At 35.8% G+C, this 17254-nt stretch carries 13 protein-coding genes; 11 read left to right on the forward strand and 2 right to left on the reverse strand.

The genetic code is table 11. The features are described 5' to 3' along the window. Window positions 1-15: 15 nt before the first annotated feature. Window positions 16-1359, reverse strand: a complete 1344-nt coding sequence (locus tag H3U96_RS08160; RefSeq protein WP_065614644.1) for a Na+/H+ antiporter family protein — start codon at window positions 1357-1359, stop codon at window positions 16-18. Window positions 1360-1720: 361 nt separating this feature from the next. Between H3U96_RS08160 and H3U96_RS08165 the strand changes: the two genes are divergently transcribed. The 11 genes from H3U96_RS08165 to H3U96_RS08215 all read left to right on the forward strand — a co-directional run bounded on the left by H3U96_RS08165 (window position 1721) and on the right by H3U96_RS08215 (window position 16299). Continuing rightward, window positions 1721-2593, forward strand: coding sequence for a shikimate dehydrogenase (locus H3U96_RS08165; protein WP_086360356.1), 873 nt, complete (start codon window positions 1721-1723; stop codon window positions 2591-2593). Between the two features lie 23 nt (window positions 2594-2616). Next, complete coding sequence (gene aroD, locus H3U96_RS08170; RefSeq protein WP_086360357.1) at window positions 2617-3381, forward strand: type I 3-dehydroquinate dehydratase; 765 nt, start codon at window positions 2617-2619, stop codon at window positions 3379-3381. 349 nt (window positions 3382-3730) lie between these two features. Continuing rightward, window positions 3731-6151, forward strand: coding sequence for a glycerol-3-phosphate 1-O-acyltransferase PlsB (plsB, locus tag H3U96_RS08175; RefSeq protein WP_198196254.1), 2421 nt, complete (start codon window positions 3731-3733; stop codon window positions 6149-6151). Between the two features lie 287 nt (window positions 6152-6438). Next, window positions 6439-9507, forward strand: coding sequence for a formate dehydrogenase-N subunit alpha (gene fdnG, locus H3U96_RS08180; protein ID WP_198192919.1), 3069 nt, complete (start codon window positions 6439-6441; stop codon window positions 9505-9507). A gap of 15 nt (window positions 9508-9522) precedes the next feature. Then, the gene (fdxH, locus tag H3U96_RS08185) at window positions 9523-10497 is read left to right on the forward strand and encodes a formate dehydrogenase subunit beta (RefSeq protein ID WP_198196256.1); all 975 of its coding nucleotides are present in this window, start codon (window positions 9523-9525) and stop codon (window positions 10495-10497) included. Beyond that, the gene (locus H3U96_RS08190) at window positions 10490-11188 is read left to right on the forward strand and encodes a formate dehydrogenase subunit gamma (RefSeq protein ID WP_065614648.1); all 699 of its coding nucleotides are present in this window, start codon (window positions 10490-10492) and stop codon (window positions 11186-11188) included. Before fdxH ends, H3U96_RS08190 begins: the two co-directional genes overlap by 8 nt. Window positions 11189-11277: 89 nt before the next feature. After that, entirely contained in the window at window positions 11278-12186 is a 909-nt protein-coding gene (fdhE, locus tag H3U96_RS08195) for a formate dehydrogenase accessory protein FdhE (protein ID WP_086356844.1), read from the forward strand. Between the two features lie 119 nt (window positions 12187-12305). Then, the gene (locus tag H3U96_RS08200) at window positions 12306-13268 is read left to right on the forward strand and encodes an ABC transporter substrate-binding protein (RefSeq protein WP_198196258.1); all 963 of its coding nucleotides are present in this window, start codon (window positions 12306-12308) and stop codon (window positions 13266-13268) included. Between the two features lie 249 nt (window positions 13269-13517). Then, window positions 13518-14495 carry an ABC transporter substrate-binding protein gene (locus H3U96_RS08205; protein WP_065578410.1) on the forward strand — a complete coding sequence of 326 codons (978 nt, stop codon included), beginning with the start codon at window positions 13518-13520 and terminating at the stop codon, window positions 14493-14495. Between the two features lie 62 nt (window positions 14496-14557). Then, window positions 14558-15502, forward strand: coding sequence for an ABC transporter permease (locus H3U96_RS08210; protein ID WP_065578411.1), 945 nt, complete (start codon window positions 14558-14560; stop codon window positions 15500-15502). Between the two features lie 2 nt (window positions 15503-15504). Further along, window positions 15505-16299, forward strand: coding sequence for an ABC transporter ATP-binding protein (locus H3U96_RS08215; RefSeq protein ID WP_065578412.1), 795 nt, complete (start codon window positions 15505-15507; stop codon window positions 16297-16299). 69 nt (window positions 16300-16368) lie between these two features. Here the strand turns inward: H3U96_RS08215 and H3U96_RS08220 are convergent, their stop codons facing one another. Beyond that, the gene (locus tag H3U96_RS08220; protein ID WP_370545640.1) at window positions 16369-16860 is read right to left on the reverse strand and encodes an NADAR family protein; all 492 of its coding nucleotides are present in this window, start codon (window positions 16858-16860) and stop codon (window positions 16369-16371) included. Window positions 16861-17254 lie beyond the last annotated feature (394 nt).

The following is a 17254-nucleotide window of genomic DNA, read 5'->3' on the forward strand; positions in this document are numbered from 1 at the left end:
AATTCTTTTGATTGTTTAAAGAATCAATGATCCCACCCATCCAGCAATAAATAACGGAATATTGAAATGGGTAAAGGTTGGAATAACACTGTCTCTAATATGGTCATGCTGTCCATCACTATTTAAACCAGCAGATGTGGCTAAAATAGTATCTGAAGGTGGTGAACCGGCATCACCGATAGCTCCTGATGCACCAATTAAACAAACTGTTGCAATTGGTGAAAATCCTAATTGAACGCATAACGGAACATAAATTGCCGCAATAATAGGAACAGTAGAAAATGACGAGCCAATTCCCAGCGTAATGACCAAACCAACTAACATCATCATGAAAGAGGCCACGACTTTGTTACCAGCAAATAACGCTGCACTATTAATGACTAAAGGTTCTATTTCATGCGTCTGTTTTAATACTTCGGCAAATCCTTGCGCAGATATCATCACAAAACCAATCATTGCCATCATTTTGATACCATCGGTGAAGATTCCGTCCGCTTCGCCCCATTTGATTGAACCTGAAACAATAAAGCAAATAAAACCAATTAACGCGCCTAATATCATCGATCCAGTACAAAGTTGCACGGTAAAAGAAAGAATAATCGCTAATAATGAAATAATAAGTGAACGAACACTTACATTACTAAACTGTTCGGCATGGCTCTCTTCACGGATAAGTTCATACTGTCTCGGTTTACGATAACTGACAAAAATAGCCCATAGTAAACCAACAAACATACCGAAAGCTGGAATAGCCATAGCATGCATGACATTAACATGACTAACATCCATTCCAGACGAAATAATATTTTTTAACAAAATTTGATTTAGAAAGATATTACCGAATCCGACCGGTAAAAACATATATGGCGTAATCAAACCAAATGTCATAATACACGCAATCATTCTTCTATCTAATTGTAATCTCGACATCACATATAAAAGTGGTGGAATTAATAGCGGAATAAAGGCGATATGAATTGGAATAATATTCTGTGAGGAAATACTAACTAAGCCGATAATAATAATTAACAACCATTTAATTCGTGTTTTCGCATCATTAGTAGTTAATTGTTTAATGGCTTTATCAGCTAATAATTCTGGTAAACCTGATTTAGAAATAGCCACCGCAAACGCACCTAACATAGCATAAGATAAGGCAATATTAGCCCCATTACTAATTCCTGTATTAAAAGCGTCTATGGTTTCTTTTAGGGTTAGATGACTGCATAAACCACCTGCAAATGCACCAATAATTAAGCTAATTACCACATGAACTCGGCAAAGCGAAAGCACTAACATTAAAATAACAGCAACAACAACTGCATTTACTGAGGAAAACAGCTCAAGAATAGTATTCATAAATAGATTCTTCGTAGCGAGATAAAGGTGGTTATTCTAGGCGATAGCTATTTAAAGTGCAATTGTTAGTATACGCTTACTCGCATAAAGCCTTTTTTAATCGCCAATTAACTGACCATGTTAAAATGTGAATCAATAAAACAAATAATATTGTTATATCTTTAGGTTGTAGCACACTTGATCTCGTGTCATTATAAAAGCAATAGCAAAACTGAAATAACAATTAAATAATTATCTTATTGAATTAAATAAGCTAAGGTCTAAATTGCCAGCTTTTCGGCTAAACAAAATTACTAGACACAAACATCATGGTATATGATCAGTTTTGGACAAAATTTAGATTAGTTACGGAGAATTTCAAATGAGAAGTAATATTGATGGTCATTTTCTATTGATTGGTTTAATGGCTTATCCGATTCGTCATAGTTTATCACCGCAAATGCAAAATACCATTTACTCTAAATTAAATATTCCATTTATTTATTTAGCATTTGAAGTCGATCAACTAAAGCTACCCGATGCAATAAAAGGTTTACGAGCACTAGGGTTACGAGGTAGTGCTATTTCAATGCCCAATAAACAACTTGTTTGCCAATACCTTGATAAATTAACACCTGCGGTAGAAATGAGTGGTGCCTGTAATACTATTTCAAATGATAATGGCGTATTGACTGGTTATAACACTGACGGCATTGGCTATATGCGTATGCTAGCAGAAGCTGGCATTAATATGCTAGAGAAAAAAATAACCATTCTCGGTGCCGGAGGTGCGGCAACCGCAATTGCCGTACAAGCAGCACTTGATGGTGTAAAAGAAATTGCCATTTTTAATCAGAAAGATGAGTGCTATACAAAGATAGAATCAGTAATAAAGAAATTAAATGAACAGACAAAATGTAAAGTACATATTACCGATCTAGCTGATGAGAATGAGTTAAGAAAACAAATTGCTGATAGTGATGTACTTTGTAATGCCACTGGTGTAGGAATGAAACCATTAGAAGGGCAAAGTTTAATTACCGATCCAACAATCTTGCGATCAGATCTCGTTGTTACAGATTGTATTTATAGCCCACGCAAAACTAAGCTATTAGAAATGGCCGAACAACAAGGATGTAAAACACTTAATGGCATCGGTATGATGCTATGGCAAGGAGCGGCACAAATAAAAATTTGGACAGGCGAAGATGCACCAATTGATTATGTCAAAGAACAAATGGGATTTAATGATTAATTTTGTGGTGAACAGGAAATAAAATGAATATAGTAACAGTTAAACAGCTTGAGATAGGTAAAGGTACTCCGAAAATAATTGTGCCAATTATTGGAAAAACCGAAGAAGAACTCATTGATGAAGTAAAGTTTTTACAATCTATTGATTTTGACGTTTTAGAATGGCGAGTTGACCACTTTACGCAAGTTGATAATATTGATGCAGTCAAATCCATAGCACAAAAAATAGCGACCTTATTGCCCAATAAACCAATTTTATTTACTTTCCGTACCGCAAATGAAGGTGGCGTAAAACCGTGGCCATTAGATGCTTATATGCAACTAAATAAAGCAATGGCAAGCAGTGGCTTAGTTGATTTAATTGATGTTGAAGTCTTTATTGGCGATGACAATGTAAAAGAAATTATCGATATTGCGCATAAAAATAACGTATTCGTGGTAGCCTCAAACCATGACTTTGAAAAAACACCATCACAAGGTGATATTGTCTATCGATTAAGAAAAATGCAAGACTTAGGTGCAGATATTCCTAAAATTGCCGTGATGCCACAAAATACTAATGATGTATTAACATTACTTGCCGCAACCAGCGAAATGAATGAAAAATTTGCTACACAACCAATTATTACCATGTCAATGGCCGGTCTTGGTGCAATCAGCCGCATTGCAGGGACAACCTTTGGTTCAGCCATGACATTTGGTGCCGCCAAAAACGCCTCAGCTCCAGGTCAACTTGATGTTAAACAATTACGTTACATTTTAGATGTAATGTATCAAAGCAAAGCTTGATAATAAACTGATGCCATCACGATTTAAACTGGATTGTGATGGCTAGTTTTCGCTCATTAATTCAACCATTTTGACAACTTAATTTCAATAAACTATATAGTGTTGCTTTTAATATGTCTTTATAATGGGTAGGCATAAGCATCTATAAATTAAAATAATCTAGCTGAAAGATTATGCAAATTAACTAACAGTTAGATAATAACACATATATACTTGGATTAATGTTTATTGTTAAAAAGTAAAATAACAATATAAATTTGCAATTTATGCATCGACAAGTTAGTCGATAAACTAATAGCTAACAATGATTTAAATATATAATTAGCTACAAAATATGAGGTTTATTTTTATGTTTTCTTGGTGGACAAAAGTTTATTTTTCACTAATTCAGATCCCTGTTAAGCTTTTTGTTAAAAGTAAACCGATCCCTACCGATCCCATTACTGAATTGGATCTCGATATCCATCGACCAATTTTGTATGTACTACCTTATAATTCACAAATTGACTTAATGGTAGTGAGATCTCTTTGTCTTAAATATGATTTACCAGATCCTTTATTAGGCATTGATATTAATGGCAATACAATTCCTGCTTATGTTTATATTGATAAAGGACCGGGTATTTTTGCTTCTAAAAAACAAAAAAATAAATCAATTGAAATTTTAAGAGAATATATCTCAGCGCATCAACAAAATGATGAACTTGATGTGCAAATGTTGCCGGTTTCCGTTATGTTTGGGCGAAAACCAGATAAAGAAGGTAAAAAAATGCCTTCACTACAAGTTTTAGGCGCAACGTATAAACTTTATAAAATCTTAATTTCTGGTCGTGACTGTTACACTCGATTCTCTCGAACGGTATCATTTAAAAATATTAAGGTTGACGATAACCAAGATATCTCTGTTTTAGCCCACAAACTTGCACGTGTCGCACGCATACACTTTGCCAAACAAAGGGCTGCCTCTGTTGGTCCGAAGTTACCTGTTCGTCAGGAGATGCTTAACAAATTACTAACTAATCCTGCCCTTGCCGAAGCTATACAAGAAGAAGCTAAAAGCAAAAAAATAGATCAGGATAAAGCCAGAAAGAATGCCTTATCATTATTAAACGAAATTGCGGCTAATTTTTCTTATCGCATGCTTAGAATGACTGATTTTGTTCTGACTTGGGCATGGAATAGACTTTATCAAGGTTTGAAAGTCACCAATGCAGATCCTGTTCGAGAATTAGCTGAAAATGGCCATGAAATTGTCTATGCGCCATGTCATCGCAGTCATATGGATTACTTATTACTATCCTATGTACTTTATCGACAAGGACTGGTGCCACCACATATTGCCGCAGGTATTAATTTAAACTTCTGGCCAGCAGGACCTATTTTTAGGCGCTTAGGGGCATTTTTTATTCGCCGCTCATTTAAAGGTAATAAACTTTATACCGCTGTATTTCGGGAGTATTTAGCTGAACTATTTATCCGAGGTTATTCGGTAGAGTATTTCATCGAGGGCGGTCGATCACGTACAGGTAGGTTACTTGATCCTAAAACAGGAATGTTAATGATGACAGTCCAGACTTTATTGCGTGGTGATCATCGACCGATAACAATCGTTCCTGTTTATATAGGTTATGAACATGTTTTAGAAGTTGCCACTTATGCCAATGAACTTCGTGGCGCAAAAAAAGAAAAAGAGAGCTTGTGGCGTACAATTAAAGCATTTTTAAAATTGAAAAAATTAGGATTTGGTTATGTTAACTTTGGTGATCCTATCCCTTTAAATCAATTTTTAAATCAACAAATTCCCGATTGGCGAGATTCGATTGATCCAACAGGAACACAACGCCCTAGCTGGTTAACACCCACAACTAATCTGCTGGCTACACAAATAATGGAACACATAAATTCATCTGCTGCAATTAATGCCATGAATTTATGTTGTTCAATATTGTTAGCTGCTGACCAATGTACATTAACCAAAGTAAAATTATTAGAAAATATTGATTATCTCTTAAAATTATTAAAAAACATTCCTTATTCCGAATTAATTACCATTCCTGATCAAACTGCTGAACAGATGTTTGAACATGCTAAAGAAATGGGCAAATTTGTTATTACCACTGATGAAGTTGGTGAAATGGTAGGTCTAACAGCCGAGCAAGCAGTATTGATGACCTATTATCGTAATAACATTCAGCATTTATTGATCATTCCAGCAATTGTCGCGCGAATTTTACTTAAAAATAACCGCATTTCGATTGATGAAGTACTTATGCAAGTCAAACTGCTGTTCCCGTTAATAAAATCAGAACTATTTTTATATCACGATGATGAACAACTAACAGAATACGTAAATAACATTATTGCAACTTATGCCGAATTGAATCTAATCAGTTACACGCCAGACAAATTAACCTTGAACTACTTAAAAATGTCAGGTTTACAGCTATTGGCATCATCCTCAAAAGATACATTACAACGCTATGTCATTGCATTTTCATTATTGCAAAAAGATCCAACCATCAGCCGAGCAAGTTTAGAAAAAGAAGGCCGATTAATAGCCGAACGTTTATCGATACTTCATGGTATTAATGCACCAGAGTTTTTTGATAAAGGTGTTTTTTCAACCTTAGTTGCTTCACTTCGTGAACAAGGTTATTTAGATGATAAAGACGATGCCAATTTAGCAAAAATTGACACTATGAATAAAATACTTAAACCATTAATCACCAACCGAGTAATGCAGACAATTGACGAAATTAATCTAAAATAATAAACTAAGGCTTACTTGATTGCTATCAGTAAGCCGAATATACTACGCTTCCAACCTTTAATTTAAACATTTCCTTGCTTAATTAGTTTTACTAAAAATGTATTTAATCTTAATAAAATATTAAAACAAGCAAATAGCAATTGATATTTTTGACATATGTCAAACTTTTAAATATTTATCCCTTTATTTCCATTCAATTAAATATTATCATTACAATTAATAAGGATGTTTATAAATTCCTACATAATAATCTAAATAATGTAATGTCTGCTTTTTAAGGAGTTCATATGCTATTTAACCGTAGACAGTTCTTTAAGATCTGTGCTGGTGGCATGGCTGGAACCACAGTAGCTACGCTGGGACTTGCCCCGAGCATAGCTCTTGCACAAACTCGCCAATATAAATTATTAAAATCAAAAGAGACGCGAAATAATTGTACTTACTGTTCAGTAGGATGTGGAATGCTCCTCTATAGCCGAGGCGATGGAGCAAAAAATGCCGAATCATCTATTTTTCATATCGAAGGTGACCCTGATCATCCAGTTAGCCGAGGCTCTCTTTGTCCAAAAGGTGCAGGAGTACTTGATTATATTAAAAGCGAACAAAGAGTTAAATATCCTGAATATCGTGCTCCTGGTTCTGACAAATGGCAACGGATTAGTTGGGATGAAGCAATTGATCGTATTGCCCGACTAATGAAAGCTGACCGAGATAAAAATTTTCAAGAAAAAAATGCACAAGGTACAACAGTTAATCGCTGGACAACAACCGGCTGGTTGGTTACCTCAGCAGCGAGTAATGAAACAGGTTGGTTAGCGTTTAAAGTTGCTCGTTCATTAGGAATGTTAAGCCTCGAAACCCAAGCTAGGGTTTGTCATGGTCCTTCTGTTTCTAGCTTAGCTGCGACATTCGGTCGAGGCGCGATGACCAATAATTGGAATGATATCAAAAATGCTAATGTGGTTATCGTTATGGGTGGTAATGCAGCGGAAGCCCACCCTGTTGGATTTAAATGGGCTATTGAAGCTAAAATTACTAACGGCGCGGAACTGATTGCAATTGATCCACGTTTTCATCGAACTGCCTCCGTCGCTGATCATTATGTACCAATTCGTGCCGGTTCTGACATTGCTTTTTTACTTGGCATTATTAACTACCTTATCTCACATAACGAAGTAAACTTTGAATATCTGGTTACCCACTCTAATGCCAGTTTAATTGTCCGTGATGATTTTAACTTTGATGCTAATAGTGGTTTGTTCAGTGGTTATGATGCCGCTAACCGCCAATACGATCAAACCAGTTGGGCATATCAAAAAGATGAAAATGGTTATGCATTAAGAGATAAAACCCTAAGTCATCCACGTTGTGTATGGAATTTATTAAAACAACATGTGAGTCGCTATACGCCAGAAATGGTAAATAAAGTTACCGGTAGTCCAATAGACGGTTTTTTACATGTTTGTCGATCTCTTGCTAGTACCAAAACCAACGATCGTGCAGCAACTTTCTTATATGCCTTAGGGTGGACTCAGCACACCTATGGAACTCAAATCATTCGCACTGCAGCGATGATCCAACTTATTCTTGGCAACATTGGTGTTATGGGCGGTGGTATCAATGCTTTACGTGGACACTCAAACATTCAAGGTTTAACTGATGTAGGATTACTATCTAATCGATTACCTGCTTATCTTGACTTACCCAAAGAATCGCAAACTTCACTAGAGCAATATCTGACAGAAAAAACCCCTAAACCACTCGGTCCAAATGAGGTCAATTTTTGGGGGAATTACCCGAAATTCTTTGTTAGCTTTATGAAAGCAATGTACGGCGAGAATGCCACTCAAGATAACAATTGGGGATTTGATTGGTTACCAAAATGGGATAAAACCTATGATGTTTTAAGATTCAGCAAAATGATGCGTGATGGTCAAGCTAATGGTTTTATTTGCCAAGGTTTCAACCCATTAGCAGCACTGCCTGATAAAAATAGTATCCGTGATGGATTATCTAAGCTTAAGTTTTTAGTTAGCATTGATCCAATGCCAACCGAAACCGCTGAGTTTTGGAAAAATCATGGCGAATCCAACGATGTTGATCCAAGCAAAATTCAAACAGAGGTATTTAGACTTCCTGCTAACTGCTTTGCTGAAGAAAACGGCACAATTGTTAACTCATCACGTTTATTACAATGGCACTGGGCAGCAGCAAGACCTCCTTACGAATCACTTTATGATCCAGAGATTATTGCCCGCATTTATCTAAGAATTAAAGAGCTTTATAAAGAAGAAGGTGGTGCTTACCACGAACCAATTAACAATTTAAGCTGGGATTATCTAGATCCAGAAGGCCCATCGGCTGAAGAACTCGCTAAAGAGTGTAATGGTCGAGCATTAGCTGACTTAACGGATAACAGTGGCAATGTCATCCTGAAAAAAGGACAACTATTAAGCGGTTTTTCACAATTAAAAGCTGACGGCTCTACCTCATCAGGGATCTGGATATTCTGTGGCTCTTGGACTGAGCAAGGTAATCTAATGGCTCGCCGCGATCCTAGTGATCCATCCGGTAAAGGTATCCATGCTGGCTGGGCATGGGCATGGCCAATGAATCGACGTGTGTTGTATAACCGAGCCTCGGCCGACGAAAATGGTAAACCATGGGATCCAAATCGAGTGTTAATCAAATGGAATGGTACAAATTGGGATGGTAATGATGTCGCTGACTTTACCGGTACATTATCACCAAGTTCTGGTGCCGGTGCATTTATCATGAATAATGACGGTTTAGGTGGATTATTCTGCTTAAATCGTTTGGTTGATGGTCCATTCCCTGAACATTATGAGCCATTTGAAACACCAATTTCCAATAATCCTATGCATCCTAAACAAGTTAATAGCCCAGTTGCTCGAGCATTTAAAGAGGATTTAGCTCGCTTAGGTAAAGCAGATGAGTTTCCTTATGTTGGCACCACATACAGTATTACTGAACACTTCCATTTCTGGACGCAACATGCAAGATTAGCATCCATCACACAACCGGAACAATTTATTGAACTGAGTGAAAATCTTGCCAATAAGAAAGGCATAAAATTAGGCGATACAGTAAAAGTTACCTCTTATCGAGGTTATATCAAAGCCAAAGCAGTTGTGACAAAACGTTTACCAACTTTGACTGTTGATGGTAAAGAGATCGAAACCATAGGAATTCCAATTGTATGGGGATTCACGGGGCAAACGAAAAAAGGCTTTTTGGTTAATGAATTAACACCACATTTAGGTGATGCTAATTCACAAACACCTGAATATAAGTCGTTTTTAGTTAACATCGAAAAAGTTACCACAGCGGCATAAGGAGGGAGATAAATTATGTCATTACAAACTCAAGATATTATTCGCCGCTCAGCAACTAACGCTTTAACCCCTGCACCTCGTGTACGAGATTATCAGCAGGAAGTTGCCAAGTTAATTGATGTAACTACCTGTATCGGTTGTAAAGCTTGCCAAGTCGCTTGTAGCGAATGGAATGACCTACGAGCAGAAGTAGGCAATACTGTCGGCGTTTATGATAATCCAGCCGACTTACAACCAAAAGCGTGGACCGTTATGCGCTATTCAGAAGTGGAGATCAATGGCAAATTTGAATGGCTTATCCGTAAAGACGGTTGTATGCACTGCGCCGATCCCGGTTGTTTAAAAGCGTGTCCATCAGAAGGAGCAATCATCCAATATGCAAATGGTATTGTTGATTTTCAATCGGAACACTGCATAGGGTGCGGTTATTGTGTGGCTGGTTGTCCATTTAATATTCCGCGAGTCAGCAAAGAAGATAATCATTCATATAAATGCACATTATGTGTTGATCGTGTCGCAGTTGGCCAAGAACCTGCTTGTGTAAAAACCTGCCCAACGGGAGCGATTCATTTTGGCACCAAACAAGATATGATTCGTCATGCCGAGCATCGAATTACTGATTTGAAAAAACGTGGATTTGAACACGCTGGTCTCTATAATCCAGAAGGTGTGGGTGGCACACATGTTATGTATGTTTTACATCATGCCGATCAACCTGAACTTTATCATGGCTTACCAAAAGACCCGCAAGTTAGTGAAATTGTTAAATTCTGGAAAGGTGCTTGGAAGCCACTATCAGCAGCTGCTTTTGTCGCTACTTTTGGTGGATTGCTGTTCCACTATATGGGTGTCGGTGCGATTGAAGTCGATGAAGCAGATATAGAACACGAAAAAGAAGCAGATAAACAAGCAAGAAAACGTTTAGGATTGCCTATTTTTGGCCGGAAAAATACGCCTAATTCGTCGCAATCGGAGGCTCATCATGAATAAAAAAGGAATGATATTAAGAACACCACTTATTGTACGTTTCTGTCATTGGTGTATGGTCTGTTTGTTTATTCTAACGGCACTATCTGGTTTGTCGCTGTTTTTTCCATCCATTAAGCTATTTGGATTATTTCTTGGTACACCACAACTAGTTAGAGCGTTGCATCCAATCATTGGTTGTGTAGTATTCGTTTTATTAATGTTTATGTTTATAAAACTAGCACATCATAATATTCCAAATAAAAATGACCTGTTATGGATTAAAAACTTTAAACACGTCATTATGGGTAAAGAAGAAGGTATTCCGATCGGTAAGTATAATGTTGGTCAGAAATTTCTATTCTGGTGCATTATGAGTCTGATCTTTGTATTATTTGTCACAGGTTTAATTATGTGGCGTCGCTATGTTTCCGATTACTTCCCAATTCAAATAGTTCGTATTGCCATATTTTTACATTCTTTTGCCGCTATATGTCTTATTTTATTAGCCATTGGCCATGCTTATATGGCACTTTGGGTAAAAGGTTCCATAAAAGGTATGATAACTGGCTATGTTTCTCGAGCTTGGGCGTTTAAAAATCATTCATCCTGGTACGAAGAAGAAATGAAAAAAGTTTATCAGCAAGAACTTAATGCCGAGAGTGAAACCAAGGTTGAGCAATCACCGCAAACTGAGCAAAAACCTGCTTTATAAAGTCTAATAGTAGATCTGCTGATATTAATCAGCAGATCTACTAAATGGCTAAATCAATTCTGGATAAAACCTCAAAGTGGTAATCAATAATGAGTATAAAAATCATTTCACAAGAACAACTTGAACAACAAAATATAAGCTCAGTAATTAGGCAGATCCCATTGCTATTTTATCCATCAACGAAAACACTTTATATTCACCGTGCGGCACGTTTAAAAACTTTAGCCGAAAATAACCCATTAAGCGATTATTTACTATTTTGTGCAAAAATAGCAGAGCAACAAGCCAAATTAATTAATCAACAAAACGCTATTGAAGCACCAAATTTACTCAATAATGGCTTAGCGCCATTAAATTTAGAGAATTTACCATTAAATGATATTTGGCAAGATTATTTATCTGAACTATTAAATTCTTTTTCCGATACCAGTGAACAAATTGAAGCCGTAATTCAACGATTAAAACAAAATAATCCTGAACAACTTCAAGAAAAAGCGATTAGTTTATTACAGGGTAAATTTGATCTGGTCGAAGGCAACGAATCTATATTTATTTGGTCTGCATTATCAGTTTATTACAGTCAACAGGCTAATCAAATTAAAGGAAAAGCAGTCGCTGAAAATACCGATCAAAGTTGGCTATGCCCTGTTTGTAATAGCCTACCGGTTGCTAGTGTGATTCAACTTGGCGGTAATAATGGTTTAAGATATCTTCATTGTAGTTTGTGTGAAAGCGAATGGTATGTACCACGGGTAAAATGTACTTGTTGCGATAATATGCAAGATATCCAATATTTCTCATTAGATAACGAAATGGCAGCAATAAAAACTGAATGTTGTGAGGCCTGTCATAGCTATTTGAAAATTTTAGATCAAGATAAAGATCCTCACATAGAAGTTATTGCCGATGATGTAGCATCATTAATCTTAGATATAAAAACAGAAGAAGAAGGATTCGCAAAAAGTGGGATAAACCCATTTGTTTTTGCACAAAAATAGAATTTTTCAATCAGGAACATTTTATCTTTTTATAATAATTAATTATAAAAATATTACTTAACATTTTAAATTATTAGGACTAGAATAATATCACTGTACTAGTTTATGAGTTCTTGATAATGAAACGTTATTTATTATTGATAGTGATGTTAGTAATTACATCATTTTCCTGTTTAGCTGATACCATAAAAAATGTTGCGATAACAGCAATTGTTGAACATCCTTCATTAGATCAAATCCGTGATGGGGTAAAAGATGAGTTAATCGCAAGTGGTTTTAAATTGAATGAAAACTTGCAGGTACAATATCGAAGTGCCCAAGGTAGTAGTGCTACAGCCGCACAAATTGCACGCCAATTTGTCGCAGCTAAACCTGATGTTATCGTCGCTATCGCTACACCAAGTGCCCAAGCAACGGTTGCCGCGACCAAACAAATTCCAGTCGTCTTTGCTGGAATTACCGATCCAATTGCAGCTAAATTAATCAAAAACTGGGAACCAACACATAACAATGTTACTGGTGTTTCAGATTATCAAGAAATAGGCCCTCAAATCGAGTTTATGAAGAAAATTGTGCCTAATGTAAAAGCTGTGGGTTATATTTATAGTCCTAGTGAAATTAACTCAACTGTAGTGCTAAAAAATCTACAACAGCAACTTAGTCAACAAAATATATCATTAATAGCGGTACCGGCTCAACGTACCGCAGATATCTCAACTGCTGCCAATACACTTAAAGGAAAAGTTGATCTTATTTATACGACAACAGATAACAATGTTGTTTCTGCTTATGAATCATTAGTTAAATTTGCCAACGAAAATAAAATACCTCTGTTAGCATCATTCCCCGATGCAATTGAACGTGGTGCAGTTGCCGCTTATGGTATGAGTTATTACGATGTTGGCCGCCAATCAGGCAAACTTGTGGTAAGAGTTTTAAATGGTGAAGCACCAGGAAATATTACGCCAGAAATAGGTCAAGCATTACGTTTGGTGGTCAATATTGATGCTGCTAAGAAGCAAAGAATTGATTTATCAGCAGATGTTATCGAATCAGCCTATAAAGTTATCGGTCAAAAATAAATCCTTATCTTAAATAATCATCAAATCCCTTGCTCATTGAAATGAGCAAGGTTTTAAAAAACCCCTCTCCTCAAAAATTATTACTATCGTTTATTGCTAAATAACCCATTTATTTCGACAAAAACAACACAAACTGTAACAAATAATTTACACATATACTTTCTTTTAACTATAGAAAATTGTCCGATTTTGCTTTATAGTAAGCAAATATTTAAATTGAATGTAAAATAAATATTACAGGAGTAGCAAATGCGAAATTCAATAATCAAACTTTTTATGTTACTCAGTTTATCCGCAGTAACATTTTTTTCATCTGCTGATAATAAAACCGAACAAAAATTTGTTGCTATCACCGCTATTGTTGAACATCCTGCCTTAGATAATGTCCGTAAAGGTGTTGAAGATGAGTTAAAAGATAATGGCTATATTGCTGGTGAAAACCTAAAATTACAATTTGCTAGTGCCCAAGGTAGTAGCGCTAATGCAGCCCAAATCGCTAAACAATTTGTTGCCAATAAACCAGATGCTATCGTAGGGATTGCAACACCAAGTACCCAAGCGTTAGTTGCTACAACTAAATTAATCCCTATCGTTTTTACTGCAGTAACAGATCCGGTTGCAGCTAAATTGACACCAAGTTGGGATGCATCTAAAACAAATGTAACCGGGGTTTCCGATGCTTTATCATTAGAATCACAAATCGATATGATGTTAAAAATCAAACCAGATGCAAAAAATATCGGTTATGTTTACAGTCCTAGTGAAGTTAATTCAACAATTGTACTTAAAGAATTACAAGTTGCACTTGAAAAACGTGGCATGAAAATCATCGCTGCACCAGCACAACGAACCTCTGACATTTCAACTGCAGCAAGAAGTTTAAAAGGAAAAGTTGATCTGATCTATACAACAACCGATAATAACGTCGTTTCGGCCTATGAAGCTTTAGCTAAAGTTGCCAATGAAAACAAAATTCCACTAGTAGCTTCAGATCCTGATTCAGCTGAACGAGGAGCGATTGCCGCTTTAGGAATGAGTTATTATGATCTTGGCCGCCAAGCTGGTAAAATTGTTATTCGAATTCTTAATGGTGAAAAACCAGGTGATATTGCACCACAAGTTGGTAATATCACACAATTAACAATTAATAAGAAAGCGGCTGAACGTCAAGGTGTAACGCTATCGGAAGAAGTATTAAAATCAGCGGCAAAAGTTGTCGAAAAATAATTTAAACCGTTTTAATAACTAAACCGCCAAATTTGGCGGTTACTTTTTTAGTGGATTTTTTCATGTCATTTGAATTTTTATTAGGCTCAATTGGAATAGGACTTATTTACGCATTAGTTAGTTTGGGTGTGTTTATCTCATTTAGATTACTTGATTTCCCCGATCTAACAGCTGATGCAAGTTTTCCACTTGGTGGTGCAGTATGTGGATTATGTATGTACGTTGGTATTGATCCATGGATAGCAACATTTTTAGGTATGTTTGCTGGTTGTATTGCTGGTGCAATGACTGGACTACTCTATGTTAAACTTAATATATTGCAATTACTATCCAGTATTATTGTAATGATAGGTCTGTATTCTATTAATTTAAGAATTTTAGGAATAGGGCCATATATTATGGGCGAAACCCCAAGAATGGCAGGATCCCCTAATCTATCATTACTAGATGCAAAAACTATTTTTTCACCATTTATGGCTGAAGATTATAGCAATCAATATCTAGTACAACCTATGATGATTTTAGCGTTTGTTGTAGTTTTTTGGCTACTACTCAATCTATTTCTAAATACTCAAGTTGGATTAGCACTAAGAGCAACAGGTACTAATCAACGAATGGCAAAATCTCAAGGTATTCCAACGGGTGCGATCACTATTTTAGGGATGGCAATATCAAACGGATTAATCGCTCTAGGTGGTTCATTATTTGTGCAAACACAAGGCGGAGCGGATATCACTATTGGGGTTGGTACCATTGTTATCGGTCTTGCTTCAATTATTATTGGTGAAAGTATATTCCCAACAAAACGCATCTGGGCAGTTATGATTGCCGTTATTTTTGGTGCAATCTTATATCGATTATTTATCGCTTTCGCACTCAGTAATGAATTCTTACAAGAAATTGGTGTAGGTACTGAAGACCTAAATCTTATTACAGCAATATTGGTTGTTTTGGCATTAGTATTACCAAAACAACTAAAAAAATATTCTAAAAAAAGAGGTAAGTAAGCATGATTAAAGTAGGACAATTACAATTGACGTTTAATCAAGGAACGCCAATTGAAAATCATGTATTACGTGGTTTGAATCTCAATATCAAAAAAGGGGAATTTGTTACTATTATTGGTAGTAATGGCGCAGGAAAAAGTTCATTACTTAATGTCATTAGTGGTGATCTGATTGCTGATTCTGGTCATATTACCATTAATAATAAAGATGTTACACGATGGCCCGCTTGGAAAAGAGCTGGAATGGTGGCACGAGTATTTCAAGATCCAATGGTCGGAACTTGTGAAAACCTGACCATAGAAGAAAATTTAGCTATCGCTTACAACCGTGGCAATAATTTTACTTTACGACCAGCTTTAAATCGTAGACTGCGTGTTCTATTTAAAGAAAAACTAGCAACGCTAAATTTAGGTTTAGAAAATAGACTATCAGATATGATGGGCTTGCTTTCTGGCGGACAAAGACAAGCCGTTAGCCTACTCATGTCAACATTGCAACCATCCAAGATATTATTACTTGATGAACATACAGCGGCTCTCGACCCCAAAACTGCACAATTTGTTTTGGATCTGACTAATGAAATTGTTCAGAAAAACCAATTAACCACTATGATGGTGACTCATTCAATGAAACAAGCATTAGAATATGGCACAAGAACAGTGATGCTACATCAAGGACAAGTAGTACTTGATGTGTCAGGAGAACAACGAGATAAGCTAACAGTCACAGATTTATTAGATATGTTTGAAAAAACTCGTGGTGAAAAAGTAACTGACGATGCCTTATTATTAGGTTAATAAATCAGGAAGCAATATTTAATAGTTGAATATTGCTTCTTATCCAATAAGATTCGTATAAATAATTCATTATTTTTCTTGTAATTGTTGGCGAACATTCATTAAAGCAAATCCAAGCAAATTTTTTCCACGCCACATTAGCGGATTTTCAATATTAGGATCATCCTGAGACAATCCTATCCCCCATATTTTATCAACCGGACTTGCTTCTACTAATATTCTTTGTTTGGTTGATAATATAAAATCAGTCAACTTTGAATTCTGTGAAAACTTAGCATAATTACCATTTATGACAATATTAAAGCAGTGTTCATCCCAAATCTTCGGTATGAATCCTTTTACTTGACGCCCTAATGCCTTTGCTAATCCAGGAGAATTAGCAGTAAGTATTTTTGATAATATTTGCTCATCACCGAATAATCTTGCTTTCTCAGCCATCATATAATGTTCTGATGTTGGATAGTAAATATTATCAATCTCAAAACGATTTGGATACCATTGGCTAAAACAACTCTTTGTTATGATAGAAGGTTGCTTTTCTACATGTCCCCAAAAGTATATATATTTATACCGTTTACCGCTTCTATATTGTTAGTGTATTTGCAATAAATCCATAGAAATTCCTTATCATCACTAACGAATATGTCATATGTATTTTCATCAAATACCAATATTGTATTAGTAAAAAAATATTTTGTTTTTTAATAGAAAAGAACTGTATACCATTCATATAACGAAAATAATGATGCCGATAAAAAGTATTTAAGATTAGGTATGATATGTAAAAGAAATATAACATTATATTTTTGTGATAGGCGTTGTATAGAAATTATTTGACTATCTACAATAGTATTTTATTAATCCTAGAAAGCAAAAAAGCCCAGCATTGCTGCTGGGCTCGTATATTTAAAAGTCTGGCGGCACCCTACTCTCACATGGGTAATACCCACACTAC

The sequence above is a fragment of the Gilliamella sp. M0364 genome (assembly GCF_016100565.1).
Taxonomy (GTDB): Bacteria; Pseudomonadota; Gammaproteobacteria; order Enterobacterales; family Orbaceae; genus Gilliamella; species Gilliamella apis.